Origin of the sequence: Actinopolyspora mortivallis DSM 44261 (assembly GCF_000384035.1) — a bacterium.
In the GTDB taxonomy this organism is placed as follows: domain Bacteria; phylum Actinomycetota; class Actinomycetes; order Mycobacteriales; family Pseudonocardiaceae; genus Actinopolyspora; species Actinopolyspora mortivallis.
In genome coordinates this window covers 3,441,500-3,467,448 of sequence record NZ_KB913024.1, presented here as the reverse complement: position 1 = coordinate 3,467,448, position 25,949 = coordinate 3,441,500, and the positions used below count along the sequence as shown (strand labels likewise).

Sequence of the window (25,949 nt, the reverse complement as noted above, 5' to 3'; positions counted from 1 at the left end):
GGGACGGGCTTTCACATGTCCGTCCCCGGTGCGCGGGGCGGTCACCTCACAGTATCCCGGTCAGCGGGTGCGCGTGACCTTGTTCAGTCCCCGGGGCCGGTCCGGATCCTCCCCGCGTTCGAGAGCCAGGGTGAGCGCCAGGCGCTGCACGGGCAGCACCTCCAGCACCGGGGCGAGCTCCTCGGCGGAGTCCGGCAGCTCCACCGCGTGGGAGTTGGGGACCGCCTTCGCGGCGGAGCCGATCGCGCAGACGTCCGCGCCGCGTTCGTGCACCGTCTCCAGTACCTCGGTCATCGCGGTGCCCCCTCGACCCGAACTGCACAGTGCCAGCACGGCCGTTTCGGTGTCCACGGCCGCCACGGGGCCGTGCAGCAGGTCGGCTCCGCTGTAGGCACGGGCGGAGAGGTAACTGGTCTCGGCCAGTTTGAGGGCGGCCTCGGCGGCCGTGGCCGAGGAGTACCCGCGTCCGGTGGTCAGCACCCGGTCGGCGAACCGGTAGCGCCGCACGGCCTCGTCCAGTTGTTCCGTGGGTTCCAGGGCGCGTTCGGCCAGCTCGGGCAGCCCTCGGGCGCGCTCCGCCTCGCCACCGCGGATCGCGTCCACCAGCAGGTACAGCGTGAGCAGCGTGGCGCTGTACGTCTTGGTGGCCGCCACGGCGTGTTCGGGTCCCGCCGCGATGTTCACCGACATCTCCGCCGCCTTGTTCAGCGCGGAGTCGGGGTTGTTGGTCACGGCCACGGTGGTGGCCCCGTTCCTGCGGGCGTTCTCGGTCACTTCGAGCAGGTCCGGTGAACCACCGCTCTGGCTGACCGAGACGAGCAGCACGTCGGTGAGGTCCGGCTGTGCGCCGTACAGGGTGGTGGTGGACGGTGAGACCAGTCCGGCCGGGAGCTGGAGCAGCACCTCCACCAGGTACTTGGCGTACAGCGCCGCGTGGTCGCTGGAGCCGCGCGCGGCCAGCAGGACGAAACGGGGGCCGCGCTCCGCCACACGCCGGGCTACCTCGGTCAGCGCGGAGCGGTCGGAGAGCAGGCCGTCGAAGACCGCGGGCTGTTCGGCGATCTCGGAGCTCATGTTCCTGCCGGGATGCTGGGACTGCTCGCCGGCCCCGGCACCGGGGTGCTCGGTCATCTCGTCGTCCGTCCTTCACCGTGCGACAATTCGGTCTAGACCAATCCTACCGGTGGGCTCCCCCGGTGCGACAGCCCCGAGCCACCTCCGTAGGTTTCCGAGCGGGGGTCCACCACCGGTTCCGAGTCCGGCATGCTGGAGTCAGTGGTACTGATCGCCCCGTTCAAGGCGCGACGGTAGGAGGAAGAATGCTCGAAGCGTCGGTGCCCGGCGGGGCCGACACGCCGACGAAGAACCAGCGCGAACCCAAGTACTGGGGGTTGAAGCAGCACCTGCTCGACATGCTCCGGTCCATGCCGGCCGGATCGTCCATTCCCACCGAGCGCGCGTTGGCGGCCGAGTTCGACGTCTCCCGCACCACGGTGCGACAGGCGCTGGCCGAGTTGACCGTGGAGGGTCGCCTGCTGCGCGTGCAGGGCAAGGGCACCTTCGCGGCCCAGCCCAAGGTAGCCCAGCGCCTCCAGCTGAGCAGCTACACCGAGGACATGAGGGCTCAGGGCAGGCATCCCGACTCGCGGCTGCTGGAGATGAACGAGGAGTCGGCCGAACGCGAACTGGCCCACCTGCTCGACATCCCCGCGGGCAGCCCGATCCTGCGGATGCGCAGGCTGCGCCTGGCCGACGACGAGGCGATGGCGATCGAGACCACGCATCTGCCGCTGACCAGGTTCAAGGGACTGACCAAGCTCATCGGGGAAGGCGGATCGCTCTACCAGGTGCTGCGTGAGCAGTACGGGATCTCCTTCGCCAGCGCCGAGGAGACGATCGAGACGGCCCTGGCCAGCCCGGAGGAGGCCGAACTGCTGGGCGCCGACGTGGGCCTGCCGATGCTGCTGCTGTCCCGCCACTCCTTCCACGGGGACGGAACCCCGGTGGAGTGGGTGCGCTCCATCTACCGCGGGGACCGCTACAAGTTCGTCGCCAGCCTCAACCCCCCAGCGAGCTGACCAGCAGCGCCGGATCGACGTTGCCGCCGCTGACCACGGCGACCGTGGTGGTGTCCGGAAGTTCCCGGCTCCGGTGCAGCCAGGCCGCCGTCGTCACGGCCCCGCTGGGCTCGGCCACCAGTCCGGGACCTCTCGCCAGGTAGCCGACCGCCTCGGCGATCTCCTCCTCGGTGACCGTGACCACGTCCTCGACGAACGCCGCGAGGTGGGCGAAGGTCAGCTCGCTGGGCTGGGCCGTGAGCCCGTCGGCGATCGTCCTGGTGCGTGTCCGCACCGGCCATTCCACCCGCCGTCCCGCCCGCAGACTCTCCCTGGTGTCGGCGGCCAGCTCCGGCTCCACCCCGATCAGCCGGGTCCGGAGCTCCGCCCCCGCCAGGGCGGCCCCCACCCCCGAGATCAGTCCCCCTCCGCTGACCGGAACCAGCACCGTGGCCTCGGACACCCCGCGCGCACGCAGGTCCTCGGCGATCTCCAGCCCCACGGTGGCCTGCCCGGCGATCACCGTGGAAGCGTCGAAGGGCGGGATCAGGGCGGCGCCGTTCTCCGCCGCGATCTCCCACGCCCGTCGTTCCCGGTCGGTCACGTCCACCAAGACGATCTCGGCTCCCAGCGAGCGGGCCGCGGCGACCTTGGACTCGGGGGCGGAGTGCGGCACCACCACGGTGGTGGGCACGTCGAAGACCCGACCCGCGTGGGCCACCGCGCGCGCGTGGTTGCCGCTGGAGTAGGTGACCAGCCCCCTGTTCCGGGTGCGCTCGTCCAGCACGGCCGTGGCGTGCAGCGCCCCGCGGAGCTTGAAAGCCCCGGTCGGCTGAAGGCTCTCGGGTTTGAGCAGCAGCGGCCGGGTGCCGTCCCCGACGGGGAGCAGCGGGGTGCGCACCGGCCCGTGGTGCTTCGGCAGCCGCGCGAGGACTTCCCGGGCGGCCACGGCGTCGGCGTGGGTGGTCAGCGACATGGGGACATCCTCTCCGATCGTGTTCGCCGGTCTCGCCGGGTGTGCGCCCCCGTGCGTCGGCCGGTGTCCGCGTTACACCGAAGTGGGGGTGTTCACTGGAGGGCCGTGCTCGGGAGCAGCGCGCTGCGCTCCGACGTTGGTGGGAGGGAATGGTCAGATCCGGCTCTGTTGGGAGTGCCATGAACTCGTTGGACCCGTTCGCAGCGACACCCCTCCGCCGTGAACGTGCGGGCGACAGGCCTCACGCGGTGCCGCGACCGCGGGCCCGGCGGAGCGGATCCGCTTTTCGGTCACACGGTGGAGCCCCTGGTGAACCGGATCGGGCAGTGGTGCCGGCGCGGAAGGCCTCGCGGGTATGACCGAGCGCGAACGTCCCGGATCCCCACCGCGAACCGAGGAGGCCGAGCAGGACGGGAAGAAGGGCCTGTTCGGCAGGCTCGACCTCTCGCCGACGCAGGTGCTCGGTACGGCGTTGGCCTCGGTCACCGCCGCCTTCCTGGGCGGGAGCCTGGGGATCGCCGGTACCGTCTCCGGAGCCGCGTTGACCAGTTTGGTGATCACCGTCGGTGGCGCCGTGTACCAGCGTTCGCTGGAGACCACCAAGGAGAAGGCCGCCAACGCCGCCCTCCGCCGCCCCGGCAGGCGAACACCCGGGCAGGGCGGGGACGAGGCCACCCGCCGGATTCCCGCCGGATCGGCCGCCACGCCCGGTGAGGGGCAGGCCACCCGGGTGCTGCGGCCGTGCTCACCGGAGGCCACCACGGACAGGATCCCGCTGTCGGGCACGGACGACGTTCCGTCGGCAGAGGGCGCCCCGCCCCGCGCGCGGCGTGGGATCCGCTGGCGTGTGGTCGCCGTGACCAGCGGGCTCGCCTTCCTGCTGTGCATGGTCGTGGTCACCGGTTACGAGGTGCTCACCGGCGACTCCGTGTCCGGCGACTCGGGGGGAACCACCGTGGGACGGATGCTGCATCCCCACGGAGGCGGGCAGTCCCGGGAACCGGGCGGTGAGGAACTGCCCGCCGGGTCCGAGTCGGTCGAACCGACCGCTCCGGAAACCACGGAGCCCACACCGGACTCCTCGGCTCCCACCGAGCCCGAGCGGTCCGCGGAGAACCGGCCCCCCACGGGCACCTCCGCGCCGCCCCCGACGACCTCCACGAAGACGACCGAGGAGACCACCTCCACCCGGCCGACGGAGGACGTGGAAGGGGGCGGCCCTTCGACGGGGCCCTCGGAAACCCCCGAGTGAGCCTTTCCCCGGCGGCTCGGCGGAAGGCGGCTGCGCTCCGGTGCCCCCCGGGCTTCCGCCGAGCCATCGGGGCGCCCGGGCACGGACCTCGCGGGTCAGCCACGGGCGGGGGAGTCGTGCAGCACGCACTCCGTGCAGTAGCCCGTGCCGGAGCGCCACATCTGGCAGCACGTCCGTCGCCGTGTCCACAACCCTTCGGGTGTGGCCGCCACCCGCAGCAGGTCCTCCCGGCCGGTGGCGGCACGCAACGCCAGCGCGCTCGCCAGCGTGTCCCCACCGATGCCGTCCCGGTCGGCGCGGCGCAGCACCTCGCCGACCAGCCCCACCGCGTTGCCCCAGTACTGGTCGCTGTCGGCGGGTGGGCCGCCGGTTTCGGCCAGGCCCCGGGTGAGGGGGGTGATCACCCTCGACACCTCCGCCCACCAGCGGCTCGCTCGGTCCTCGTCGGTGCCCGTGCGAACCACCGGCCCCGGCAGCAGGCCGTGCAGGAAACCGTCCGGGGCCACCACGGCCCGCGTTCCGGGTGCCGAGGGGAAGTCCATGCCGAGGTGGTACTCGGGAACCGTGGCGCACAGCATCAGCCAGCAGGCGCGGAAGGCGACCAGCACCGTTCCGGCGCGGTGGTGCTCGAAACCGGCGCGTCGCTGCCAGTGCCGCACGTTGTCCGCCAGGTACGGCTGCTCCGGGTCGCAGAACCGTTCCCAGGCGACGGTCGTCGTCTCCGTCGTCGTGTGCCCGGGGCGGGCGAGTGCACGGGTGCCCGCCGTGAGCGGGTTCGGATCGGTGTCGGACTCCACGCCCCCATTCCACGTCATGGAACGGTGTCCCGTGTGCGGACCGGGCGAAACGATGAAGAGATGTTCATCTCTTCCGTGGGTAGTTGTGCGCGCCGGACCCGCCTCCCTAGTGTTCCGTTCTGCCGCAGTGCACGGGAAGCCGGTGTGAGTCCGGCGCGGTCCTCGCCACTGTGACCGGGTAGCGAGTCCTGGAACGCCACTGGACACGACGGGTGTCCGGGAAGGCTGGACAGTGTGGATCCGGAAGCCAGGAGACCGGCTGCGGCACACGCCAGATTCCACGAGCGATGGAAGGAAGGTTGTTCGATCATGACGACCGTTCCCGCTGCTGACCCCCTGTCCGCTGTTCCCCGTGTCCGGGTCCCCGCGTGGGCGTGGGCGGTGGCCGTGCTCTCCCTCATGCTGATGTACGTGGTGTTGCAGGAGAACGGGGCCGTGTTCGCCCAGACTGCCGAGGTCATCCACGAGTTCACCCACGACGGCAGACACGCCCTCGGCGTGCCGTGCCACTGAACGGGAGGCGATCGTGGAGAACTCGTTCGGTCGCATCCTGCGTGACGGGGTGCTCGCCGGTCTCGTGGCCGGAGCGGCGGCGGCGCTGGTCGCCCTGCTGGTGGTCAAGCCGCGGATCCGTGCCGCGCTGCGGATCGAGCAGGAGCGCGCCCATGCCGGTGGTGGTCACGCACATTCCCACGAGGAGATGTTCGGCCGCCTGACCCAGGTGATCGGTGGCATGGTGGCGGCCGTGGTGGTGGCGGTGGCGCTGGGCGCGCTGTTCGCCGTCGTGTTCGCCCGCCTGCGGCACCTGCTGCCCGCCCGCACCGAGTTCGGTCGCACCGTGCAGCTGGCCGTGGTCGGATTCTTCGCGTGGTCCCTGCTGCCCGCGTTGAAGTATCCGGCCAATCCTCCGGGGGTCGGCGGCACCGACACCGTCACCTACCGCACGGTGACGTACTTCTCGGTCATCCTCGCCGGGGTCGTGATCGTGGCGTTGGCGTACCTGCTGCGCGGGTACTGTCTGCGGCACGGGTGGTCCTCGCCTGCCACGGTCACGGTCACCGCGCTGGCCGTGACGCTGCTCAGCGTCCTGGTGCTGTGGGCCTGGCCCGACAACCCGGACCCCATCCCGGCCGACGTGCCCGCCGGGCTGCTCTGGCGTTTCCGGCTGTCCTCACTGGCCGAACTGGCCACGTTGTGGGGTGTGCTCGGCCTGGTGTTCGGGCTGCTCTCCGAACGGCGGGTGGCCGCCACCAACGGCGCGCAGCCGGTCACGGCGGCGTCGTGACGCCGGTGTAGCGGATGAGCCCGTCGGTTCCGTCGAAGCGGGCGGGACCGACGGGCTTTTCGTGTCGTTGTGTTCGTTGTTTTCCAGTCACTGGAATTACGTGACTGTCCGAGCCTGAAGCGCTCATGAGGTGACATCGCCTATTTTAGATGGTGTCATGCGTGTCCTCGCATGTATGGCAGACAGTGACCACTTATCTGACCACCGGCGATCAGTACGACTCAGCCAGTAGTGGCACCTGTGAAGCATACGGAGGACAAGAATGACCGGGAACTCGTATATCAGTCCCACACAGCTTCAAGGGCGAGTCTGTTCACTGCGAGATCCGATTCGGGAGAGTCCCTACATACGGAAAGTGATGTTGCTGGGTTCTAGTACTGCACATAACCTCAATAATCCGTACTCCTCGGAAGTCCCGCTTCAACGTCTCTGCCGCCTCCGTAACGCCTCTTCTAATGAAGACTCCAGTAACAGCGTGTGGGGAACTCGGACGGCGTACTGCGCGGTGTTCTGCCCGACTTCGCTCGTTTATAGCTAGGACTCTGATGCGGGCAGTCTTGTTCACCGATGGGAGAGGTGGTCATGTATGTTTGTGTTCTCAAATGCGTTTGCGAGGGACTCCCGGTCGGCAATCCTCGCCCGAGCAGCCATGCTTGCCGTCGTTGGTTGACGGTTGCTCGGTTGTTGGCTGTGGTGTACTCGGTGCCACTGTGTTGCGAAACAGGCTCGGATAGGCCGAACAACAGGATCCTTCGAATGAGTCGGTACATGTTTGTCTCCAACAGTAGGGACCTTCACCAAAGGACTATACATACCAGTATAGTTACCTTCAATGGGGTAGGGCAGGCCGTCTGCGGGCATCCTGGTGAGACTGTGTCCCACGTGGTGCAGTAATGGGCCATGATCGTGGTTGGCGGTGGATCGGTTGTCGCAGCGGTGCCACTTTCCCGGGGCATCTCCGGTTCCAGCGGTGGACTCCAAGCAGGGCTGGGGCCTCGGTCGTACCGGACCGTGTCGGACGAGTGCAGCGGCCTGGGCTACATCGAGTGGGCTCGTGCGGTGGTCGATGCGGCCCTCACGCTCACCACAAAAGGGATCACTGATGGATCCGGCCCTGTTCGCTCGGGAATATCCATCTGGAAGATCCAGCTGTTATCCAACTAGGCCGGACTCCCCTTGGGATGGTAGTAACGGCCGCGAGTTCCCTGGCAGCCACGAAATGCCCTGGTCAACGCCATCCCGAAGGTCCACTTCCAGCAGGGATTACGGTGAGGTGCCGCCAGAAAGCCGCACGCCGACAACGGCTACGAGATGGTGACACGAGCTTCGCGCATGGTTACGGCAGTGGGACACTGTCCCCGTATCGCTCGTACCGGCCCGCCTCCAGCCACACATCCGGCCGCCACCGATGGGGCGTCGAATAGAGCCCGTCCTGGTTACCTGGCTATCGCCGCCTGAACCAACGCAACAACCACGCTCCGTGTCAATAAAGTGGCTAACCATGATAGATCCGAAGCTTTCTATTGATCTTGATGGTGGACTTCGCCCGATCGGTGTTCCGACGACCTGCCTGGTCATATCAGGATCGGCGAAGAGCGCTAACGGTGCTCGGCAGACTTCTTCCGTGTCCGGAGCTGCACACGGCTCATGTCAAGGAACCTGGTCAGCGCCTCTTCCATGATCACCATCCCCCGATGGGGATACTCGGTGTAATCGGCTGTTTGTCTGCGGTCAGCACCGCCGATGGATCTGACATCGCCGATAACTCCTGCTCAAAGCCTTATGCCCCTAAGACGCAGGCTCTGTCACGAAAGGAACTCAAAAGGTCTAAACCACTTACTCGTGTCGGTTGATGTACCGTAAAGACATGAGTCCGACAGACAGGAGCAACGCAATCGACGAAGAGTCGCTGACCCCTGCCGCGGCCAAAGTACTCGAATGCGCCTCGGATTTGTTTTATCGTGAGGGTATCCGTGCGGTTGGCGTGGAGGCGATCGCCGAGGCCGCAGGTGTTACCAAAAAAACATTGTATGATCGTTTTGGTTCCAAAGAGGAGCTCGTCGCTGCCTATTTGCGGGTACGTGACCGCCGTTGGCGTGATTTCCTCACCAGATACGTCGACAGCCACGCGGTCACTCCACAGGAACGGATACTAGTCGTGTTCGATGCACTGGAATCATGGATGGCTGGCGAAGATCCACGCGGGTGTGGATTCGTCAATGCGCACGTAGAGCTCACCGACGAGACACATCCGGGTCGGGCGGTCATCACAAGCCAGAAACAGTGGTTTCTCAATTACCTAAACGAGCTGTGCACTCAAGCTGGTCTGCACAACTCCGGTGATGCGGCAGGCCGTCTCCTTCTCATCCATGAGGGGGCTACGGTAACCAACTCCATGAACAGCGTTGAAAACTCAGCGAACAAAGCTAAAGATCTCGCGGCCACTATCGTCCGTGACGAACTCACCTCTACCCAATATACATCCACAGGCTGATCTGCCACGGATGATATATCGAGTATGCGATCATCCGAACGTGGGTTAACCAGAGGTGCCCTGCCATGGCTTGGTTGTGTCGTAACTGGGGAAGGAAGAGCAGAGAAGGTTCTGTTTGACAGCTTGTGCGGAGTCAGGACCTGGTACCTTCCCGGCTTCTGACCTCGCATGGTCCGGGGGCGGTGGAGAGGTACCTCTCATGCCGCTACGAAATTCTGGCAAGAATTCGTGTCGCCCTTGGTTATAGCGTGTTGCTCGCTGTTTTGGCCGCGACGCTCTGCGGATCGTGCTGTTGGGGTGCGCGGTAGCGCAGTATGGCACCAGACAGTGCGGAGAGCGCGCAGATGGTGAATGCCACGATGTAGCTGGTGTGGTCGATGAGTGCTCCGGCCAAGGGAGAGCCAATGATTTGGCCGAGGGCGATCATCAGGAAGGAAACGCCTACCCCGGTCGCGGGATGGCCGGGATAGATGCGAGTGCTCCACACGAGGACGAGGCCACAAAGCGCGATGTAGGAGGCGCCGAAACAGGCTCCTCCGAGGATCGTGACCACTGCCGAGGCTGGCCATAGCGCCAGAAAGACTGTTGCGCCGGCCAGAAGGATCATGGTCAGACTCCAGGAGGCAGGTAGCCCCAGGGAAGCGGTGATGTGCCCGCTAAAGGCGCCGAGCAGGCCGGCCACTCCGATGACCGTCCACATGAGAGTAGATAAGGCCTCGGAGGCGTTACCCTGCGCGGTGACAACGGAGCGTCCGAATGTCCAGACTGCTGAGCTTCCCAGTCCCATCAACAGTGCTGCGATGGCTAGTCGTGCCCCGCCAGGAGGCATCAATTGGCCTGTACTGGGGTTGTTCGCCGGACTGTGGTTACCGGCGGGGACTGTGACCGCGATCCAGACGCTGATCACAGCGGAGATGATACCGAAGGTTGCCCAGGCCCATCGCCAGTTTTGTAAGAGGGCTAACGCGATCGGACCGGACAACAGTACACCGACGCCGGTCCCAGCGTTGACGATCGACTGTGCTTTGTCCTGTCGAGTTAACGTGATGGTGCGTGCGATCGCCTCAGCCATGGGAGGAGACGCCAGTCCAGTGCTCGATCCGGCGACGAGGATGCCGAGCGCCAGTACGGAGCCGGTGGGTGCGCAGGCAACCAACAGCGTACCTATCGTGGCCAGCACACCAGCCCCTAGAGCAATCGCCCGGGGGCCGAAGCGACTGGTTAGCCAGAAGCTCGCAGTGATCGCGAGGCTATAACCGATGTAGCTGCCGGAGCCGATCACTCCCAGCACCGTCGACCCCAGCGTGAAGGCCCGTTCGAACACCGGTGCGAACAAACCGTAGGCGAATCGTGCGAAGCCGTAACATACCCCGATCAAAGCCGTGCCCGCACAGACCATCGATGTGGTCCCCGTCAGTGCCCGGCGTGGCGATTCCGATCGAGTGTTCATAACAACTGTATAGCACTAGAACAAGCGTTCTAGCAAGAGGGTGTATCATATCCCTATGATGGCATCGAGGAAACGCGGTGCGGCGCGTGATCGTATCCTCGCCGCTGCCGATGAACTGTTCTACTACGACGGTATCGCCGCGACCGGGATCGACGCGGTCGTCGATCGCGCTAATGTTGCCTTGGGGTCGATGTACAACCACTTCGAGAGCAAAGATGCACTTGTCGTGGCATACCTACAACGTCGCGATCAGCAGTGGCGCGCCACCTGGGAATCCACTATCGCCGACTGCGTCACCCCTTACGAGCGCATCCTGGCCATCTATGATGCTCTTGAGCGGTGGGTTTCCGAGCGGGGAGCCGAGCAGGGATGCGCGCATGTGGCTGCGCTCGTCCAGCTTCCGCCGAACCACCCTGGGGTATCGGTCGCTTATCGACACAAAGCCTATATCCGCGACCGGCTGACTGAGCTAGTTCGTGACGGTGGTTACTCCCGTCCGGGTGAGATAGCGGGTGATCTCACCGTGTTGTATGAAGGTCTGCTGGCCAACATGCTTGTCACTCAGCAGCCCTCTGCCGTCGCCGGCGCACGCCGGATGGCCGCGGCGAGGCTGGCCGGAAGGGCGGCATCAGCCGTGTAGCTGACGCCCGTACGTCCGATACCGGCCCCCACACCAGCACACGCGCCCGCTGCCGCTTCTCGACAGGAGTGAACCAGTCAGCCACTCGCTGCATCAGCGCGTCCAGTTCCGTCCGCCATTCGGCAGAATCCATGCTGCGACCTGCGGCCACCACCGTGTGATCGTCAGTTGCCTCCACGGCATCGCATGATCACGCTGTGGCCGTCTTTCGTTGCGTACCCCTTACCAACAACGATCACACAAGACTCCTGGTATGGATGGATTTTCGAGAGCGATCGTTCTACCAGAAGCTTATTATTCCAGTATGGATGGGGACCGTATACCAGTTCAGGAACGAAAACATTCGAATGTGATGTATATCTCTATAACAGAGGGTATTTTGGTTGTTCGGTTGCGTTGCCTGATCAGCATGTTGCAGAGTGTGCTTCGTCGGACACGGCGCGGACAGTTGGCGAAGAGTGGGATGCTGTTATCCGCTTACTGCCACAGGGGAAGTTCTCCGCGTCGTAACCAAGGTTGGACTGTTTTGGGGAAAAATGACAGAGTTAACCTCGGTAGGACAATCCACCGTCGAGCCAGAGCCGGATGGCCTGACAGAAAAAGCACTTCTCTCCGCACGAACGTATTCAGATCCGGAGTTCTTGGAACTTGAGAAACGTTATATATTCGGGAGAACATGGCAGTTCGTCGAGTTTTGTCACAATCTCGCAAATCCAGGGGATGTACGACCGGTAGAAGTCAACGGGCAGCCAATTATCTTACTTCGAGATAGCAACGGCGAACTTAAAGCGTTCCACAACGTGTGTAGTCACCGTGGCAGTCAGCTCGTGTGTGAGCCCGCTCAGAATCGCAAGACGCTTGTATGTCCGTATCATGCTTGGATATATGATCTTGATGGAAAACTTTTCCGGGCACGTCATTTTGCCGGTGTTGACCAATCGCAGATTCCCACAACTCCCGAGGAAGAAATTTCTCTCAAACCAGTCAAAGTAGCTGCGTGGCTCGACTTCATCTTCGTCAATCTCGACGACCAAGCCGTACCTTTTGCGCAGGTAATCGAGCCATTAGAGCAGCGCTGGGCAGACTACGATTTCAGGGATATCACCTACTCGACATCGTTGCGGTATGATTTTCAAGCTAATTGGAAGCTAATTGTAGAAAACTTCCTCGAGAGTTATCACGTACCGTTTATTCATCAGACACTCAACACCTACTCGCCGTTTGTAGAACGATACCAGATATCAATCTCCGATGAGATGCGTGGTATTGGCCAGGGAACCTACCAGCCACAGTACAACGACGGGATCGAGCTTCCTCGTTGGCCGATCCGATCCGGAGCTACAGCCAAGGCCGAGTACTTTAACATTTTCCCGTCTTTCTTTGTGGGGGTTATGCCCGATCACTTTTTCGCCTGGTCTCTGGAGATTCAATCACCCACCAGAACAGTTGAGCATCTGCATTTCTATTTCTGTGGTGAAGAGGCCGCCCATGATCCTCGGTACGAAGGTTGCCGTAAAACGACACTGAACAATTGGAAGCAAGTCAACGATGAGGACTGGGATATCATCCAGCGGATGCAGTCCGGAATGAGATCGTCGTCATTCGAACGAGCTCTCATGTCGCACAAAATGGAAAGAAATATAAACGGTTTTCAACAGCGAGTCCTTGGCGCGGTTGGGCATGATCACACCTATGGGTCTGAGGGGGATCGATGACAAGTCAGCAGAAAGATGCTACTAGTTTCGACATCATCAAACGATCGCACCAGCTCGATGGTGGTACGGATAACTTGAAGCGGTATTATCGTACATGGGCGGTTTCCTATGACCATGATGTAGCTAGTGAAAACTACTCTGGGCCCACAGCTTTGTGCGATATCCTGGAAAAGGTCTGCGGACCACCACAGCCAACCACTCGAGTACTCGATGCGGGATGCGGAACAGGGCTGGTGGGGTTGGAACTCGTCGAACGTGGTTATACCACGATCGACGGATGCGACCTGAGTCCTGAGATGGTCGACGTCGCGAGCAAAACCGGCGCCTATAGATGGCTGCAAGGAGATGTCGACCTTAACTGGGATATAGACTCGTCACTTGTCGATTCCTATGATGTGGTAGTTGCCTGTGGCGTCTTCACAGTCGGTCATGTCCTACCACTAGCGCTTAATCAACTGATCAAAGCAACCCGGCCCGGTGGCTTGGTCGTAGTCAGCACACGCGAAAGCTACTTGAAACAAGTATCTTTTGTCGAACACGTACAATGGCTCGAATCCGAGTCCCGTGCCAAACTCGTCGAGCGGCAGGATGATGAACCGTATATCGCTGAAGAGCCCGCAACCTATTGGGTACTGAGACGCATCACCTGATCGCCTAGTTATGTGTCGAGTGCTGATCAACCCACTGGTTGTCAGCACTCGGCATCGCACGGGGAGCTGTGTGTGCTACATCTGTTCGCCGAAACCGGCCTGATTGCTGTTACCGTATTTCGAGATAGGGTCATATTAGGTGGACAGGGCAAGCTATTGGCGAACACAACCTCCTACGATACGAGATTTCCTCTCCATATATCCGGCCTTGCCTGTCATATGCGGTTGTGTGGCCACAGTGACTACTTGGGTGCGGATGCAGTCCGTCCGTATGTGAGCAACTATCACTGTGAACTACACGGTCCAAGAGTCGGGTCGCGCGCCTACTGCTATATGAGTAACTCTCGAGCTATTTCGCGGGCCTCGGCCAGTAAGCCCCTGTCGTGGATGCCGTGGTGTGTGAATGCACCCTCCAACAACAGGAAGAGATGCCGTCCCAGACGTTTTGGGTCCTTTGTGGCTGGTTGCTCTTCGGCGATGAGTTCGACGAACCGCTCTTCGACGGCTCGTTTGTGATAGCGGATGACGGCGTATGCTGGGTGATCTGTCGGTAGCTCGGCCGCCGCGTTGTGGAACGCGCACCCACGGGTGATGGTACGAGCGTCCTCGGCGTAGATGTCGAAGAAGGCCAAGGCACGGGGTGGTTCGGCGATGTCAAGACGTTCTTCGAGATTCTGCCACCATACTAAGTGACGGTTTTTCAGATACCTGGTGATAAGGGCGTCTTTGGAGCCGAAGTTGTTGTAAAGGGTACGCTTGGTTACACCGGACTCGGCGGCGATCGTGTCCACACCCACTGCGTGGATGCCGTACTCGTAGAACAGCTTGGACGCGACCTCGAGTATTCGTTGCGCTCCCCGGGTCAGGTCATGGATGTTTGCTGCTTCATACTCCACGTGTAACCCCCTTGACTTTCACAGACCTGTGTAAATATCCTTAGTCCAAATTATACAGTCAGTGTATAGGTGTCAGGGGAGGTGGCTTGTACACGTGTTCGGGTCCGCGAGCTTCATGCTCGTGGTTTATGTCATCGAAGTTGGCGAGAGATATGCAGCTCAGTGAGCGATGAATCGCCGAAGAGTGACCCAGTACTGACGTGAATCGTATGAGCGGCTGCCTTATGGTGTCCACAGCATACCTCGAAGTGTGCTATCCAGTGATGAGTCGGTGTAGCCATTCGTGTCGGGTTAAAATTCGATGACGGTGTCCCTGAGCTGCGCTGCACCCTACTTTATCGAGCTGAACCATGGCACGCGCTTGGTCGTCACGTCGTATGGTATTTTAAGGAGTTTTTGTGGCTTCTCCGGCAGAAGCAGAGCAGAGATCGAATTTCCTGGCAGCAACCTGGCGAGGTCTGTCCAAACCGGTATTCATTCCGGCGTTATTGATTATATTCGCCGCGTTGACGTTCACCACGTGGTACGGGGCTGCTTATGGTGATGACGCTGAGACAGCATTCACCAATTTACGGGACGGCATCGGTGAGACAGTCGGCTGGTGGTACATTCTCCTTGTCACAAGCTTTCTGATCTTCGCTTTCTGGGGGGCTTTGTCCAAAGCGGGCAATATCCGGCTCGGGCGAGACGACGAGAAGCCGGAATTCTCTTTGTTTTCCTGGTTCGCGATGCTTTTCTCCGCAGGTATGGGCATCGGCCTGGTTTTCTGGGGTGTGGCAGAACCGTTGAATCACATGACGTCCCCTCCAGAGATCGCCGACGTCGAAGCCGGCACGGCGGAAGCGGGCCGTGCCGCCATCGGACAAGCCCTGTTCCACTGGGGATTGCATGCTTGGGGCATCTACGTTGTCGTCGGTCTCGGATTGGCCTACATGTCCTTTCGGCGCGGTCGACCGTTGTCGATGCGGTGGCTGCTCGAGCCGATCTTCGGTCGCAGACTCATCGAATCCTGGCTAGGTCACATCATCGATGTCTTCGCCATAGTGGGAACCATTTTCGGGGTCGCTACCTCTCTCGGGCAGGGAGCTCTGCAGATCCAGGCGGGTCTGGCTTACCTGGGATGGTTCGATCCCTCTGACACTCTTCTGCTGGTTCTGGTGATGTTGATCACCGCAGTCGGCACTGTCTCAGTGATTACCGGTCTGCACAAGGGGCTGCGCCTACTCTCGAACGCCAACATGATGTTGGCAGCGGTCCTGGCGATCTGCGTACTGCTGATCGGACCGACAATCTTCCTGTTCCAGTCGGTGGTCCAGAACACCGGCGAGTATGCCCAGGTGATCCCTCAGCTCATGTTCGTCACCGGCGCGGGGGCCAAGGACGATTGGACGGTAAGTTGGACCCTGTTTGACCAGGGTTGGTTCCTCAGTTGGGCACCGTTTGTCGGTATGTTCATCGCCCGTGTCTCCCGAGGACGTACCATCCGAGAGTTTATTTTCGGCGTCATGTTGGCACCTACGGGTATCGCGATCCTGTGGTTCACCATCTTCGGCAGTACCGGAATTCATTACCAGCTGACGAACGGCACGATGATCGGCGAAGATGGTATCATCGACACCAACACTTCGCTATTCCTGCTTTTCGAGAACCTTCCCGCGGGCGGGGGAGTAGTTGTTGCGATGTCGGTGATCGCGATCCTGGTGATTACGCTGTTCTTCGTTACCTCTTCCGACTCGTGTTCACTCGTGGTCGACGTGCTCGCGCACGGAGGTCGTACCGAAACTCCGTGGCTGACCCGTCTGTTCTGGGCCGTGATCCTCGGTGTGGCGGGAGCATTGTTGCTTCTCGCCGGTGGTGAAGCAGCACTCACCGTACTGCAGGTCAGTTCGATCGCCGGCGCCGCACCGCTGTCCGTTATTTACGCACTCGCCATGCTCGCACTGGTACGGATGTTCCGTTACGAGATTGCGATCATGCCCCGTTACGTGCACATTCGCTCGCAAGCCACACTGTCAGCGCTTGTCTCGACCGCCCGCGAGCGGGCCGACAACGAGGAAGAGTTTCAGCATAATCTCCGCAGACTGTTGAAGTTCCGGAGCGATTGGGAGTGTTCGCGTAGTGGTGTCGAGAATACTTCAGTGGCAGTCGAAGGGCGGGAGGTGAACACAGCAGACAAATCTGTGGTGCCGACAACGAACGATACGGACACTACGGTGCTGGCAGTTCAGGACGTTCCTCATCACGCCACCAAGGTAAACACTGAAAACGGATCTATCGAATGGGACAAGGACTGCGCTTTTCAGGATCCCATCGCGGGTGAAGTGTTTGACACGTCTGAATTCACTATATCCGCTGTTGGAGCCGAGCGCGAGACCGAGAAAATTCTCAGAAAATACATATCAGATGACTGTTACTGAACTGTTCTAGAGTAGTCGTTCGCCGAGTGGGCTGGTACGCACGGCTTGTCGGGGGGCGGATTCGCATAGATGATGTGATTTCCTGGTTCGTGTGAACCGAGTAGATTCTGATTCGCCGGTCGGTCTTCCTCGAGACCGACCGGCGAACAGCCGTTGGCTGATCCGAGAGTGTGTCGTCGATGTCCTGATGATCCGTCGCGGACAACGGCGATGGTCGATCACTTCGCGTAGACCCGCGTGAAGGGGAGCGGTGATGCATGACAGGGTGATTAGATTGTGAAGTCGGTTGTGTGAGGTACTCGATAGCCGCTGTGGACGGTTAATCCTTTTCGGCGAGACGTTCAGTCTCATCGTTCTAAATCCCGCTCACGCGGCACTGAGGTGGGAAAGTTATCCACCTGTCGACGGGTTCCACGCGGACCTGCTCTGGACGGCCCGTGGTGGCGGTCGGGGACTGGGAGTGGTGACCTCCTTCGAGTTCGATCTGCACCCCCTCGGCCCCGAGGTGGCCACGGCCCAAGTCCTGTACCCCTACGGGAACGCCGAGTCGGTCATGCGGGCGTGGCGGGACGTGGCGGCGGACATGCCGGAAAGCGTCACACCCCACCTGGCGCTGTGGGGGGCTGATCCCGAGATTCCCGCTGAACTGCATGGCATGAAGATCGTCTTCGTCGACGGTGTCTCCACCAGTCCTCGAACCTCGCCTCCGTCGAGCTGGCTCCGCTGCGCGAGCTCGGTACGCCCCTGCTCGATATGAGCGGCCCCGTGTCGTACGTGGCGATGCAGAGTTCGCAGGACTCTTTCTTCCCGGCCGGAGGGCGCTTCTACTTTCGGTGACGAGGCCGATGTCTCGCGGGAGGCCGTGTTCGGTTCGAACGAGCGGCGGGTGGAAAGCATCCGCCGCGAGTACGATCCGGAGGGCTGTTCACCTCCTCGGCCCGTCCCTGACGTGTTCCTCGTCGATTCGGACGTTCTTCCGTGAAGACGGTCCGGAGACGGGTACGCTCGTGGACCGTTTCGTCGGGGGCTCCCGCCGGTGTGCCGGTCGTCGGTCTGGGGAGCGCGTCGGAGGAACGAAGCTCGCGGCTGCCGCGAACAGGGGCTTTTCTCGCCGTCCTCACGGCGTTGCTCGTGGTGGCGGGTCTGCTGGCACACGGGTTCCGGGTCGTCGAATCGTTCGAGGGGTGGAAGTACGGCCTCGATCCGTTCGAACTGCTCGGGGGCGTGAACAACGCTCCGGTCGTGGCCGTGCTGGGGTCGGGGACAGTCCTGTTGCTGCTGCGCCGTCCCCTGGGCCGGTGGATGGTGACCGCGGGCGCGCTCGGAGCGCTCGTGGTGATCGTCGTCGGGATCGTGCGCCTGCTGGTGCTGATCGTACACACCGAGGACGGGGACACCGAGGGTTTTCTGGAGATGGGACTCTTCTTCGTGTGTGTCGGCCTGCTCGGCCCGATCCTCACCCTGGTGTGTGTCCTCGCGAGGAGCACGGGCGAATGGCTCCGTCGGGACCGTCGCGGTCCTTCCGAGCGGTGACGGTCCCGGCCGCGGGGCGGTGGGAAGACCGTCACCCCGGCGAACCCGGTTCTCCCGGGGAGACTCACCCCAGCAGTCGGGAGCGCAGCTCGCTCGCCGCGGCACGCGGGTCCTCGGCCTCGGTGACGGCCCGCACCACGACGACGCGTTCGGCCCCCGCCGCGATCACCTCGTCCAGGTTCTCGGGGCCGATGCCGCCGATGGCGAACCACGGACGTCCGTGCCCCTGGTGCTCGGCGGCGTGGCGGACCAACTCCAGACCGGCGGCCTGCCTGCCGGGTTTGGTGGGTGTGCTCCAGACCGGCCCGGTGCAGAAGTAGTCCACTCCGCGTTCGGTGGCCGCCGCGTCGGCCTGGACCACGTCGTGGGTCGAACGTCCGAGGACCATCCGCTCGCCGACGATCTCGCGGGCCGTGGGCACCGGCAGGTCGTCCTGGCCCAGATGCAGCACGTCGGCGTCGACGGCCACGGCGATGTCGGCACGGTCGTTGACCGCCAGCAGCGCGTCGTGACGCACGCAGGAGTCCGCCAGCACCTCCAACGCGGCCAGCTCCTCCCTGGCCTCCAGCGGGGCCCCGGAGGAGTCCTTGTCGCGGAGCTGGATGATGTCCACTCCGCCCGCCAACGCCTCGTCCACGAACTCGGCGAGATCACCCCGTTCGCGTCGCGCGTCGGTGCACAGGTACAGCCGCGCCGCCCGCAGGCGGGAGCGGATTCCGTGGCCGTCCATTCCGGGCATGCGCCCAGGATAAGGCACCCGGACCTCGGGATGGAGTCACGGAACGGATCGGATTCCGCGGCCGGCGGCCACGTGACTGCTGACGTGACGCCGGACATCGCCTAGGCTGTGCGGTGGGTAGGCACGGGAGTCCGGCCGAACGGACTGAGAGGGGGCTGAAGCCCCGACCGTCGAACCTGATCCGGATCATGCCGGCGCAGGGAGCGAGACGTTGACGAACGAACAGCACCACGACGTCGCCGTGGTCGGCGGCGGGGTGATCGGCCTGTCCTGTGCCTGGCGGCTCGCCGCCGGCGGCGCACGGGTGTGCCTGGTCGACCCGGAACCGGCCTCGGGTGCCTCGCACATGGCCGGGGGGATGCTGGCCCCCGTGGCCGAGGCGTGGCCGGGCGAGGAGGCACTGCTGGAGCTGGGGTCGGCCTCGCTGCGCCGGTGGCCCGGTTTCGCCGCCGAACTCTCCGCGACCGCCGGGGAACCCTCCGGTCTCCACGAGCACGGGACCCTCGTGGTCGGGGTGGACAGCGCCGACCAGGAACAGCTGGGTGCGCTGGCCGAGCACCTCGCCTCGCTGGGGCGCACGGTGACCAGGAGGACCTCCCGGGAACTCCGTCGGGCCGAACCGGCGCTGGGTCCCGCCGTGCACGGCGGGCTTGAGGTGCCGGGGGATCTGTCCACGGACAACCGCACCACCCTGCGGGCCCTGCTGCGGGCCTGCACGGCCACCGGCGTGGAGTTCCGGTCCGCCGAGGCCCGCCGGGTACGCCCGGGAGAGGTCGAGGCTGGGGAGGACACCCTGCGCTGCGGGACCGTCGTGATCGCCGCCGGGACACACTCCCCCGGCCTGCACCCGGGGCTGGACGGGCTGATCCGTCCGGTCAAGGGGGAGATCCTGCGGCTGCGCGCCCGGAGCACGGCGTTGCCCCCTCCGCGCCGCACCGTCCGCGGGCCGGTGCACGGCAGGCAGGTCTATCTGGTGCCCCGTCCCGAGGGGGTGGTGGTCGGAGCCACCCAGTACGAGAGCGGGGCCGACACCACGGTGACCGTCGGCGGCGTCCGGGACCTGATCACCGACGCCGAGCGCGTGATGCCTGCCCTCGGCGAGTACGAGCTCGGCGAGACCGGAGCGGGGCTGCGCCCGGCCACTCCCGACAACCTGCCGCTCATCGGCTGGCTGGAACCGGGGGTGCTGGTCGCCACGGGACACCACCGCAACGGCTTCCTGCAGGCTCCGATCACGGCCGAGGCGGTCGAGGCGTTGCTGTCGGAGCGGCGGCCTCCCGCCGAGACCGCCCCGGCCGACCCGACGCGTTGGAAGGGACGCTGATGACCATCACGATCAACGGGCAGCGGCACGAGGTGTCCACGGACGCGAGTCTCGCCGAGGCGATGCGCGTGTTCGGGGCACCGGAACGGGGAGTGGCCGTGGCGGTGGACGGCACGGTCGTGCCCCGCGCCCGCTGGGCGGACACGGTGCTGCACGAGGAAGCCACCGTGGAGGTACTCACCGCGGTACAAGGAGGATGATCATGGACGATCCGCTCGTCATAGCGGGCCGCGAATTCGGGTCACGCCTGATCATGGGAACCGGGGGCGCCGACAACATGGCGACCCTGGAGCAGGCGCTGATCGCTTCGGGAACCGAGCTGACCACGGTGGCGATGCGCCGGGCCGACGCCGGAGGCGGCACCGGGGTGTTCGAGTTGCTGCGGCGGCTGGGGATCGACCCGCTGCCCAACACGGCCGGGTGCAGGACGGCTGCCGAGGCGGTGTTGACCGCCCAGCTCGCCCGCGAGGCGCTGGAGACGGACTGGATCAAGCTGGAGGTGGTCGTCGACGAGGAGACGCTGCTGCCGGACCCGGTGGAGCTGGTCGACGCCGCCGAACAGCTGGTGGAGCAGGGCTTCGTGGTGCTGGCCTACACCAACGACGACCCCGCCCTGGCCGCGCGGCTGGAGCAGACCGGATGCGCCGCGGTCATGCCGTTGGGCTCGCCGATCGGCACCGGTCTGGGGATCCGCAACACGCACAACATCGAGATGATCTGTTCCCGGGCGTCGGTGCCGATCGTGCTGGACGCGGGGATCGGCACGGCCTCGGACGCGGCGCTGGCCATGGAACTCGGCTGTGACGCTGTGCTGCTGGCCTCGGCGGTGACCCGGGCCCACGACCCGGAGCGGATGGCGGCGGCCATGCGTTCCGGGGTGGAGGCGGGACGGCTGGCCTGTCAGGCGGGGCGGATCCCGCGCCGTTACTGGGCCCAGGCCTCCAGCCCCGGGCGGCCGATGGGGTGACGCGGTGGGGGTTGTCCGGATGTCGGTGTGCCCGTAGCCTGGCTTTCGCTTTTTTTGTTTCTTTCGTTTGTTTCGTGTACGGTGGCTTCGTACGTGGTCGATAGGGACGGGTGACGTGATGACAGCCGCGTTGGAACAACACACCGTGCTTCCGCCGGACGAGATCGACGCGGCGGGGCTGAAGCAGCTCGCTTCCGCGCTCGCCGAGACCTCCTCTGGTAGGAGCGGAAAGGCCAGGCTGACCGGGCCGGACGGTACTCAGGTGGAACTCCCCGAGCAGGTTTATGCCGTGTTGCGGGATGTGGTCGAGGCCATGTCGCACGGTTTGGCCATCACGGTCGCACCGCACAACACCCAGTTGACCACGGGGGAAGCGGCCGAGATACTCAACATCTCACGGCCGACGTTGATCAGGTTGCTGCGCGAGGGCGAGATCGCCCATGAAGTGCGGGGCCGTCACCGCCGTGTCCGTTTGGCTGATGTTCTGGAATACCAACAGCGATCACGGCAGGAACGCCGTACGGCCTTGGCGGAGGAGTCGCGTACCACCGCTCACGACGGTACGGCGGACGAGATCGACGAGTTCGTGCGGACTCGTTGACCGTGTCGTTTCCGGCTTACTTGGATTCCTGTTGTCTGGTTCCGATCAACCTGACGGACGTGCTGCTACGTTTGGCCGAGGCACAGACCTACAGACCACTGTGGTCCGAGCGTGTGTTGGACGAGGTGGAACGCAATCTGCCGCTGGTCAGTTCGATGACCTCGGCCAAGGCACATCGCCGCGTGCGGATGATGCGCACCCAGTTTCGTGATGCGCTGGTCACTGACTACGAGTCACTCATACCGTCCATGACCAACGATCACAAGGACAGACACGTGCTCGCCGCGGCGGTCCGGGGTGGGGCCGCTGTGCTCGTCACCGCGAACACCAAGGATTTCCCGTACGAAGCCACGGAGCCCTACGACATCGGTGTCGTCACCCCTGACGAGTTTCTGCTCGACCAGCTCGACCTGTATCCCGAACAGACCCTGCGGTGTTTGAGCGAGCTCGTCGCCGATCGACGTCACCCTCCCGAAGATCTGTTCTCCTTCTTGCCGAAGCTGGCCAAGACCGTGCCCGAGTTCTGCGTTTCCGTACGGAGTCTGCTCGACGAATGATCCTTTCTCCGGGCAGGCCGGCCGGCCGCGATGCCTCGTTCGTCGCTCGGCTGTAAGGCTGGGCGGCTGGCCTGTCAGGCGGGGCGGATCCCGCGCCGTTACTGGGCCCAGGCCTCCAGACCCGGGCGGACGATGGGGTGACGCGGTGGGGCGGCGACCGGTTTTCCGCGCTCAGCTTTGTTCACGAGCCGACACGTGAGGATCTCGCCGAAGGGCGAGTCGTCCTCCCAGGAGGGATCCCACCGTCAGGCCGACAAGCGGAGTCAGCACGACGGCCGTGGCCCACAGCGGGCCCGGGACCAGGCCGCTCAGCGGCACCTCCAGCCCCAACAGTCCTTCCGACGGCCCGCGCAGCAGCAGAGCGCCGCCGAGGCCGAGCGCGCTGCCGATCACTCCGGCCAGGAGACCGGTCAGCATCGCTTCGCCGAGCGAGCCCCGACGTGGTGCGCTCACCGGGCGGTCGAGGAGACCGGAACGGGTGTGGAGCGAACCGGTGAGCACGGCGACGGCGAGGACGACGAGGACACCGATCCGGTGGCCCCGCTCGGCCGCTCCGAACACCCCGGGCAGGTCGCGCATCCGGTCGGTGGCCGGGGTGGCGGAGAAACCGAGCCGTCGCAGTTCGCGCGCCACCGTGGACACGTACCGCCGTTCGGTCACCGAGACCACCGCCGACCTCGCTCCCGTGGTGGATCGGTAGCGTTCGGGCGTCGTTCCCGCCTTGGCAGCCGCCAGCGTGGCCGCCGTCTCCGGGGCGAGGTAGGCGGTGTCCGGGCCGTCCGACTGTCGTTCGGGGTCGTAGGTGGCCACCACCTCGAAAGTGGTGTGTGCCGGGGTTCCCGAGTGCTCTCCGGTCGCCCGGGTGTAGGCGGCGGGCAGGGTTTTACCCACGTAGCGGTTGAAGTCGACACCGCCGCTGTGGGCGGGCAGTACGATCTGGCCGGGCCGGAGCGACCGGGGCAGCTCACCACGGACGACGGAGGGGCGTGTCGAGGGCCGCCAGGAGTGCGTGGTCAGATCGAAGGTGGGAGCCCCGGGATCCGAGTCTCCGGTGTAGACGGAGGAGACGTAGTCGGGAACCACCTCGGCGACATGCTCCACCTCGCGTGCTCTGTTGAGATTCTCGGTGTCGAGGCCACGAACCGACCGCCCCGTTTCGATCGAGGAGAGGTGGACCTGAGTCAACCCGCCCGAACGGAGGACGTCGCGTTCGATGGCGGAACGGGCCGCCGAGGTCACACACGTCAGCGCACTGACCAGGACCGTCAGTGTCACCAGCAGTCCCAACGCCCTGTGAACCGGGGAGTTCGGTCGCCACCGGCTCAACCAAGCCCGCCGTCGCATTCCGTGTTCCTTCCGCCCGGGGTGCTCCTCCCGTGGGTTCACGATGATCATCGGAACCGAACGGACGGTACCGTGCCTCCTCCCCGGACTCCACCGTTCTTCGGACATCGGCACCGGCACCGGCGTCCACGGAGGGCCCGGAGGGATTCGGGACGGGGGGCTCGCCGTCGCTCGGGGAGGCCTTCCGGCTTCCCTCAGCGGATGCGCAGTCGTTCGGGACGGACGAAGGAGATCGTGTAGCTCTTCCACGGTTCGTCGTGGCCGAGCGTCTCGTCGATGGCAGCCCTGGCGTGCAGGCCGTTCTCCACCAGCGAGCCCGCCAGCAGTTCGGTCGCCGGGGCCTGGTTGCCGGGGATGTCCGGCACACTGTGCCTCGCGTCGCCGCCGAGCAGTTCGTCCACCGCGCGCAGTGCCGGCAGGGCGAGCTCCTTCTCGGAGGCGGGACGGAAGGCCAGCGTGGCCAGGTCCCGGCGCAGGGCGTCCAGCGCGGTCGCCGCGGCCCTGGCTCCGTGTTCGGTCACCGGGTCGGCGGTGTCCGAGGCGTCCAGCATCGCGGGCAGCCCGGACAGGTCCTGGGTGCGGCGTAGCGCCAGCACGTGCGCGGCGCGCAGGGCCGAGCGCACGTCCGCTCCCCGGGCGGAGGCGCGGACGCTGCGCAGCAGTTCGGACAGCGACCACACCGTGGAGCGCACGGTCCCGGCCACGTCCGGGCCCAGACTGCCGGGCAGAACCAGATAGCTCACGAAGCCCACGGCCAGCGCTATCGCCGCGCCGATGGCGGTGTTGGCGGCGAAGCCGATGGTCGCGTCGACCAGCGAGTGTTGTTCCATGTCGCCCACGCGAACGAGCACCGTGATCCCGATCAGCGCGGCGAGCAGCAGGCGGTAGTCCTCGCGCAGGGCCCGCACACGCAGCAGCATGGCGGCGATCACCACCGGAACGAGCAGCACGGCGTAGGGCACCAGCACGATGACCACCGCCAGCAGCACCACTCCCAGCACCGCGCCGCCGGTGCGTTCCAGGGCTCCGCTCATGCTGTCCCGCGCGGTGGGCTGGAGCACCACGTAGAGCCCGAGCAGCAGGGTGGACACGGTGGGGGTGTGCAGCAGCAGCACGATCACCATCCCCGCGGCCACGGCCAGCGTGCACCGCAGCGCGTGGCGGAACAGGGCCGAACGCAGGGACAGGTGGGCGCGCGCCGCACCGAGGATCTGCTGTCGGCGTCCGCCGGGGGCGGGGGCCGTGGTGGGGCTGGTGTCCCGTTCGAGTACGGCCGCGCGCACCCGGTCCAGTCCCTCGTTGATCCCGCGGACGGCCTCGGGAAGGTCGCGTTCGGAGTAACCGGCCAGGACTTCCGGGCGTGCCCGGGACAGCTGGTTCAGCCCGGTGCACACCCGGGACCGCACGGCGGTGGCCAGCTCGGCAGCGATCTCGTCGGAGCGGGCGACCAGCTCACGGAACCGTCGGCTCTCCTCGCCGGAGTGCTGCTGGGCCTGGGCCAGCAGCACCTCGCGGGCGGAGCGGAACCGCGCCGCCCCGGCGAGGACCTGCCCGAGCCAGCTCACTCCGCCGTCGGTGCGCCAGGCGTCGGCGGCGTCGGCCACCACACCGGGACCCGGGGTGGTCAGGGTGTGCGCCACGGTCGCGCGGATCGCCCTGGTGGGGTCGTCGGAGCCGATGAGCATCCGCAGCAGCAACGCGAACAGGGTGCCGAGAACGGCGCAGCCGACCAGCGCGCTGGGAGGCTGGGTGGAGCCGATACCGGTGGTGGTGGCCACCAGCGTGGCGGCGGCGAAGGTCTGCCCGAAGGTGCGGTAGCGCTCACCGAGGGCGGGCAGCATCCCGGTGCCGAAGACCACCAGTGCCACCAGGGCGCCCGCGAGCACCGGCACGTTCTCCAGCAGCGGCCCCACTGCCATGACCAGTGTCACCGGCGGTGCGAACCGGGTGAACAGTCGCAGGTCGGCACGCAGCGAGTGCCCCTCGGAGACGATGAGCACGAACACCGTGGTCAGCCCCGCCAGCACCACGGAGTCCGGCACGGACAGCAGCCACCCGAGCAGGGTGGCCACCGCGACGGTGAGCAGGACGGCGGTGGTGTACTGCCGTTGTCGTGGGTCTGGTGCTCCCGCTTCGGTGGACAGCTCTGCCTGCAGTTTTCTCAACACCGGAATTCGCCCCGTGCCTCGGCCGATGAACGTACTGACGGATCGACGGCGCCGACGAGGCGGGCCGTGGTGGCCGCGACCCGCGAA

Annotated in this window: 24 protein-coding genes, 1 pseudogene and 2 riboswitches; of the genes and pseudogenes, 17 read left to right on the top strand and 8 right to left on the bottom strand. The window is 64.8% G+C overall.

The features are described from left to right. Positions 1-60: 60 nt before the first annotated feature. Positions 61-1,131, bottom strand: coding sequence for an SIS domain-containing protein (locus ACTMO_RS0116265; RefSeq protein WP_019855747.1), 1,071 nt, complete (start codon positions 1,129-1,131; stop codon positions 61-63). Positions 1,132-1,319: 188 nt separating this feature from the next. Between ACTMO_RS0116265 and ACTMO_RS0116260 the strand changes: the two genes are divergently transcribed. Further along, on the top strand, positions 1,320-2,078 hold the full coding sequence (locus ACTMO_RS0116260; RefSeq protein ID WP_019855746.1) for a GntR family transcriptional regulator: 759 nt from the start codon (positions 1,320-1,322) through the stop codon (positions 2,076-2,078). Here the strand turns inward: ACTMO_RS0116260 and ACTMO_RS0116255 are convergent. Next, on the bottom strand, positions 2,059-3,033 hold the full coding sequence (locus ACTMO_RS0116255) for a threonine ammonia-lyase (RefSeq protein WP_019855745.1): 975 nt from the start codon (positions 3,031-3,033) through the stop codon (positions 2,059-2,061). The two genes, ACTMO_RS0116260 and ACTMO_RS0116255, sit on opposite strands and share 20 nt — an antisense overlap. Before the next feature lie 355 nt (positions 3,034-3,388). Here ACTMO_RS0116255 and ACTMO_RS23955 point away from each other — a divergent pair, with 355 nt between their 5' ends. After that, positions 3,389-4,285, top strand: a complete 897-nt coding sequence (locus tag ACTMO_RS23955; RefSeq protein WP_019855744.1) for a hypothetical protein — start codon at positions 3,389-3,391, stop codon at positions 4,283-4,285. Between the two features lie 95 nt (positions 4,286-4,380). On the opposite strand, the gene ACTMO_RS0116245 is transcribed toward ACTMO_RS23955, so the two are convergent. Further along, on the bottom strand, positions 4,381-5,082 hold the full coding sequence (locus ACTMO_RS0116245; protein ID WP_019855743.1) for a hypothetical protein: 702 nt from the start codon (positions 5,080-5,082) through the stop codon (positions 4,381-4,383). 108 nt (positions 5,083-5,190) lie between these two features. Beyond that, positions 5,191-5,360: riboswitch (cobalamin riboswitch) on the top strand. A 31-nt stretch (positions 5,361-5,391) separates the two neighbouring features. On the opposite strand from ACTMO_RS0116245, the gene ACTMO_RS0116240 reads away from it, so the two are divergent. The 3 genes from ACTMO_RS0116240 to ACTMO_RS22545 all read left to right on the top strand — a co-directional run bounded on the left by ACTMO_RS0116240 (position 5,392) and on the right by ACTMO_RS22545 (position 8,861). Then, positions 5,392-5,595: a CbtB domain-containing protein gene (locus ACTMO_RS0116240; protein WP_019855742.1), complete on the top strand. Its 204-nt coding sequence runs from the start codon at positions 5,392-5,394 to the stop codon at positions 5,593-5,595. A 13-nt stretch (positions 5,596-5,608) separates the two neighbouring features. Continuing rightward, complete coding sequence (locus ACTMO_RS0116235; RefSeq protein ID WP_019855741.1) at positions 5,609-6,367, top strand: CbtA family protein; 759 nt, start codon at positions 5,609-5,611, stop codon at positions 6,365-6,367. 1,867 nt (positions 6,368-8,234) lie between these two features. Then, positions 8,235-8,861 carry a TetR/AcrR family transcriptional regulator gene (locus tag ACTMO_RS22545; RefSeq protein WP_084792387.1) on the top strand — a complete coding sequence of 209 codons (627 nt, stop codon included), beginning with the start codon at positions 8,235-8,237 and terminating at the stop codon, positions 8,859-8,861. Between the two features lie 241 nt (positions 8,862-9,102). Here the strand turns inward: ACTMO_RS22545 and ACTMO_RS21305 are convergent, their stop codons facing one another. Continuing rightward, positions 9,103-10,311 (bottom strand): MFS transporter, encoded by a 1,209-nt coding sequence (locus ACTMO_RS21305; protein WP_051099098.1) that lies wholly within the window; start codon positions 10,309-10,311, stop codon positions 9,103-9,105. Between the two features lie 55 nt (positions 10,312-10,366). On the opposite strand from ACTMO_RS21305, the gene ACTMO_RS0116220 reads away from it, so the two are divergent. The 3 genes from ACTMO_RS0116220 (at position 10,367) to ACTMO_RS22535 (ending at position 13,316) form a co-directional block, all read left to right on the top strand. Beyond that, positions 10,367-10,951 carry a TetR/AcrR family transcriptional regulator gene (locus tag ACTMO_RS0116220; RefSeq protein WP_019855738.1) on the top strand — a complete coding sequence of 195 codons (585 nt, stop codon included), beginning with the start codon at positions 10,367-10,369 and terminating at the stop codon, positions 10,949-10,951. A 536-nt stretch (positions 10,952-11,487) separates the two neighbouring features. After that, entirely contained in the window at positions 11,488-12,666 is a 1,179-nt protein-coding gene (locus ACTMO_RS22540; protein ID WP_084792195.1) for an aromatic ring-hydroxylating oxygenase subunit alpha, read from the top strand. Next, positions 12,663-13,316, top strand: a complete 654-nt coding sequence (locus ACTMO_RS22535) for a class I SAM-dependent DNA methyltransferase (RefSeq protein WP_084792193.1) — start codon at positions 12,663-12,665, stop codon at positions 13,314-13,316. Before ACTMO_RS22540 ends, ACTMO_RS22535 begins: the two co-directional genes overlap by 4 nt. Before the next feature lie 329 nt (positions 13,317-13,645). On the opposite strand, the gene ACTMO_RS0116215 is transcribed toward ACTMO_RS22535, so the two are convergent. Beyond that, positions 13,646-14,212, bottom strand: a complete 567-nt coding sequence (locus ACTMO_RS0116215; RefSeq protein ID WP_019855737.1) for a TetR/AcrR family transcriptional regulator — start codon at positions 14,210-14,212, stop codon at positions 13,646-13,648. Positions 14,213-14,610: 398 nt separating this feature from the next. Between ACTMO_RS0116215 and ACTMO_RS0116210 the strand changes: the two genes are divergently transcribed. From ACTMO_RS0116210 to ACTMO_RS22045, 3 genes are all read left to right on the top strand, one after another. Continuing rightward, entirely contained in the window at positions 14,611-16,629 is a 2,019-nt protein-coding gene (locus ACTMO_RS0116210) for a BCCT family transporter (RefSeq protein ID WP_084792191.1), read from the top strand. 463 nt (positions 16,630-17,092) lie between these two features. Continuing rightward, a complete protein-coding gene (locus ACTMO_RS0116205) occupies positions 17,093-17,386 on the top strand; it encodes a hypothetical protein (RefSeq protein ID WP_157062919.1) in 294 nt (97 codons plus the stop codon). A 368-nt stretch (positions 17,387-17,754) separates the two neighbouring features. Continuing rightward, entirely contained in the window at positions 17,755-18,162 is a 408-nt protein-coding gene (locus tag ACTMO_RS22045) for a hypothetical protein (RefSeq protein WP_169509075.1), read from the top strand. A 64-nt stretch (positions 18,163-18,226) separates the two neighbouring features. Here ACTMO_RS22045 and thiE read toward each other — a convergent pair whose 3' ends face one another. Next, complete coding sequence (gene thiE / locus ACTMO_RS0116195) at positions 18,227-18,901, bottom strand: thiamine phosphate synthase (protein ID WP_026449314.1); 675 nt, start codon at positions 18,899-18,901, stop codon at positions 18,227-18,229. 113 nt (positions 18,902-19,014) lie between these two features. Continuing rightward, positions 19,015-19,121, top strand: a riboswitch (TPP riboswitch). Here thiE and thiO point away from each other — a divergent pair. The 6 genes and pseudogenes from thiO to thiG (ACTMO_RS24140) all read left to right on the top strand — a co-directional run. Beyond that, positions 19,113-20,225, top strand: coding sequence for a glycine oxidase ThiO (gene thiO, locus ACTMO_RS0116190; protein ID WP_019855733.1), 1,113 nt, complete (start codon positions 19,113-19,115; stop codon positions 20,223-20,225). It overlaps the preceding riboswitch by 9 nt. Beyond that, positions 20,225-20,425 (top strand): sulfur carrier protein ThiS, encoded by a 201-nt coding sequence (gene thiS, locus ACTMO_RS0116185; RefSeq protein ID WP_019855732.1) that lies wholly within the window; start codon positions 20,225-20,227, stop codon positions 20,423-20,425. Before thiO ends, thiS begins: the two co-directional genes overlap by 1 nt. A gap of 2 nt (positions 20,426-20,427) precedes the next feature. Beyond that, positions 20,428-21,192, top strand: a complete 765-nt coding sequence (gene thiG / locus ACTMO_RS0116180) for a thiazole synthase (RefSeq protein WP_026449313.1) — start codon at positions 20,428-20,430, stop codon at positions 21,190-21,192. A gap of 118 nt (positions 21,193-21,310) precedes the next feature. Next, positions 21,311-21,793 carry a helix-turn-helix domain-containing protein gene (locus tag ACTMO_RS0116175; RefSeq protein ID WP_019855730.1) on the top strand — a complete coding sequence of 161 codons (483 nt, stop codon included), beginning with the start codon at positions 21,311-21,313 and terminating at the stop codon, positions 21,791-21,793. Positions 21,794-21,852: 59 nt separating this feature from the next. Beyond that, a complete protein-coding gene (locus ACTMO_RS0116170) occupies positions 21,853-22,350 on the top strand; it encodes a VapC50 family PIN domain-containing toxin (protein ID WP_211212980.1) in 498 nt (165 codons plus the stop codon). Between the two features lie 9 nt (positions 22,351-22,359). Next, positions 22,360-22,491 (top strand): annotated as a pseudogene (gene thiG, locus ACTMO_RS24140) (thiazole synthase); the annotation flags it as partial. Between the two features lie 30 nt (positions 22,492-22,521). Here thiG (ACTMO_RS24140) and ACTMO_RS0116165 read toward each other — a convergent pair. Beyond that, entirely contained in the window at positions 22,522-23,694 is a 1,173-nt protein-coding gene (locus tag ACTMO_RS0116165; protein ID WP_157062918.1) for an ABC transporter permease, read from the bottom strand. A gap of 194 nt (positions 23,695-23,888) precedes the next feature. Further along, positions 23,889-25,862, bottom strand: coding sequence for an FUSC family protein (locus ACTMO_RS0116160; protein ID WP_019855727.1), 1,974 nt, complete (start codon positions 25,860-25,862; stop codon positions 23,889-23,891). Positions 25,863-25,949: the final 87 nt, after the last annotated feature.

Excerpts from the sequence above, each read along its gene's own strand:
- ACTMO_RS23955 (WP_019855744.1), top strand. The coding sequence starts at position 3,389 with ATGACCGAGCGCGAACGTCCCGGATCCCCACCGCGAACCGAGGAGGCC.
- thiE (WP_026449314.1), bottom strand. The coding sequence starts at position 18,901 with ATGCCCGGAATGGACGGCCACGGAATCCGCTCCCGCCTGCGGGCGGCG.
- thiG (WP_026449313.1), top strand. The coding sequence starts at position 20,428 with ATGGACGATCCGCTCGTCATAGCGGGCCGCGAATTCGGGTCACGCCTG.
- ACTMO_RS22535 (WP_084792193.1), top strand. The coding sequence starts at position 12,663 with ATGACAAGTCAGCAGAAAGATGCTACTAGTTTCGACATCATCAAACGA.
- ACTMO_RS0116265 (WP_019855747.1), bottom strand. The coding sequence starts at position 1,131 with ATGACCGAGCACCCCGGTGCCGGGGCCGGCGAGCAGTCCCAGCATCCC.
- ACTMO_RS0116240 (WP_019855742.1), top strand. The coding sequence starts at position 5,392 with ATGACGACCGTTCCCGCTGCTGACCCCCTGTCCGCTGTTCCCCGTGTC.
- ACTMO_RS22545 (WP_084792387.1), top strand. The coding sequence starts at position 8,235 with ATGAGTCCGACAGACAGGAGCAACGCAATCGACGAAGAGTCGCTGACC.
- ACTMO_RS22540 (WP_084792195.1), top strand. The coding sequence starts at position 11,488 with ATGACAGAGTTAACCTCGGTAGGACAATCCACCGTCGAGCCAGAGCCG.
- ACTMO_RS0116255 (WP_019855745.1), bottom strand. The coding sequence starts at position 3,033 with ATGTCGCTGACCACCCACGCCGACGCCGTGGCCGCCCGGGAAGTCCTC.
- ACTMO_RS21305 (WP_051099098.1), bottom strand. The coding sequence starts at position 10,311 with ATGAACACTCGATCGGAATCGCCACGCCGGGCACTGACGGGGACCACA.
- ACTMO_RS0116260 (WP_019855746.1), top strand. The coding sequence starts at position 1,320 with ATGCTCGAAGCGTCGGTGCCCGGCGGGGCCGACACGCCGACGAAGAAC.
- ACTMO_RS0116220 (WP_019855738.1), top strand. The coding sequence starts at position 10,367 with ATGATGGCATCGAGGAAACGCGGTGCGGCGCGTGATCGTATCCTCGCC.
- thiS (WP_019855732.1), top strand. The coding sequence starts at position 20,225 with ATGACCATCACGATCAACGGGCAGCGGCACGAGGTGTCCACGGACGCG.
- ACTMO_RS0116165 (WP_157062918.1), bottom strand. The coding sequence starts at position 23,694 with ATGCGACGGCGGGCTTGGTTGAGCCGGTGGCGACCGAACTCCCCGGTT.
- ACTMO_RS0116175 (WP_019855730.1), top strand. The coding sequence starts at position 21,311 with ATGACAGCCGCGTTGGAACAACACACCGTGCTTCCGCCGGACGAGATC.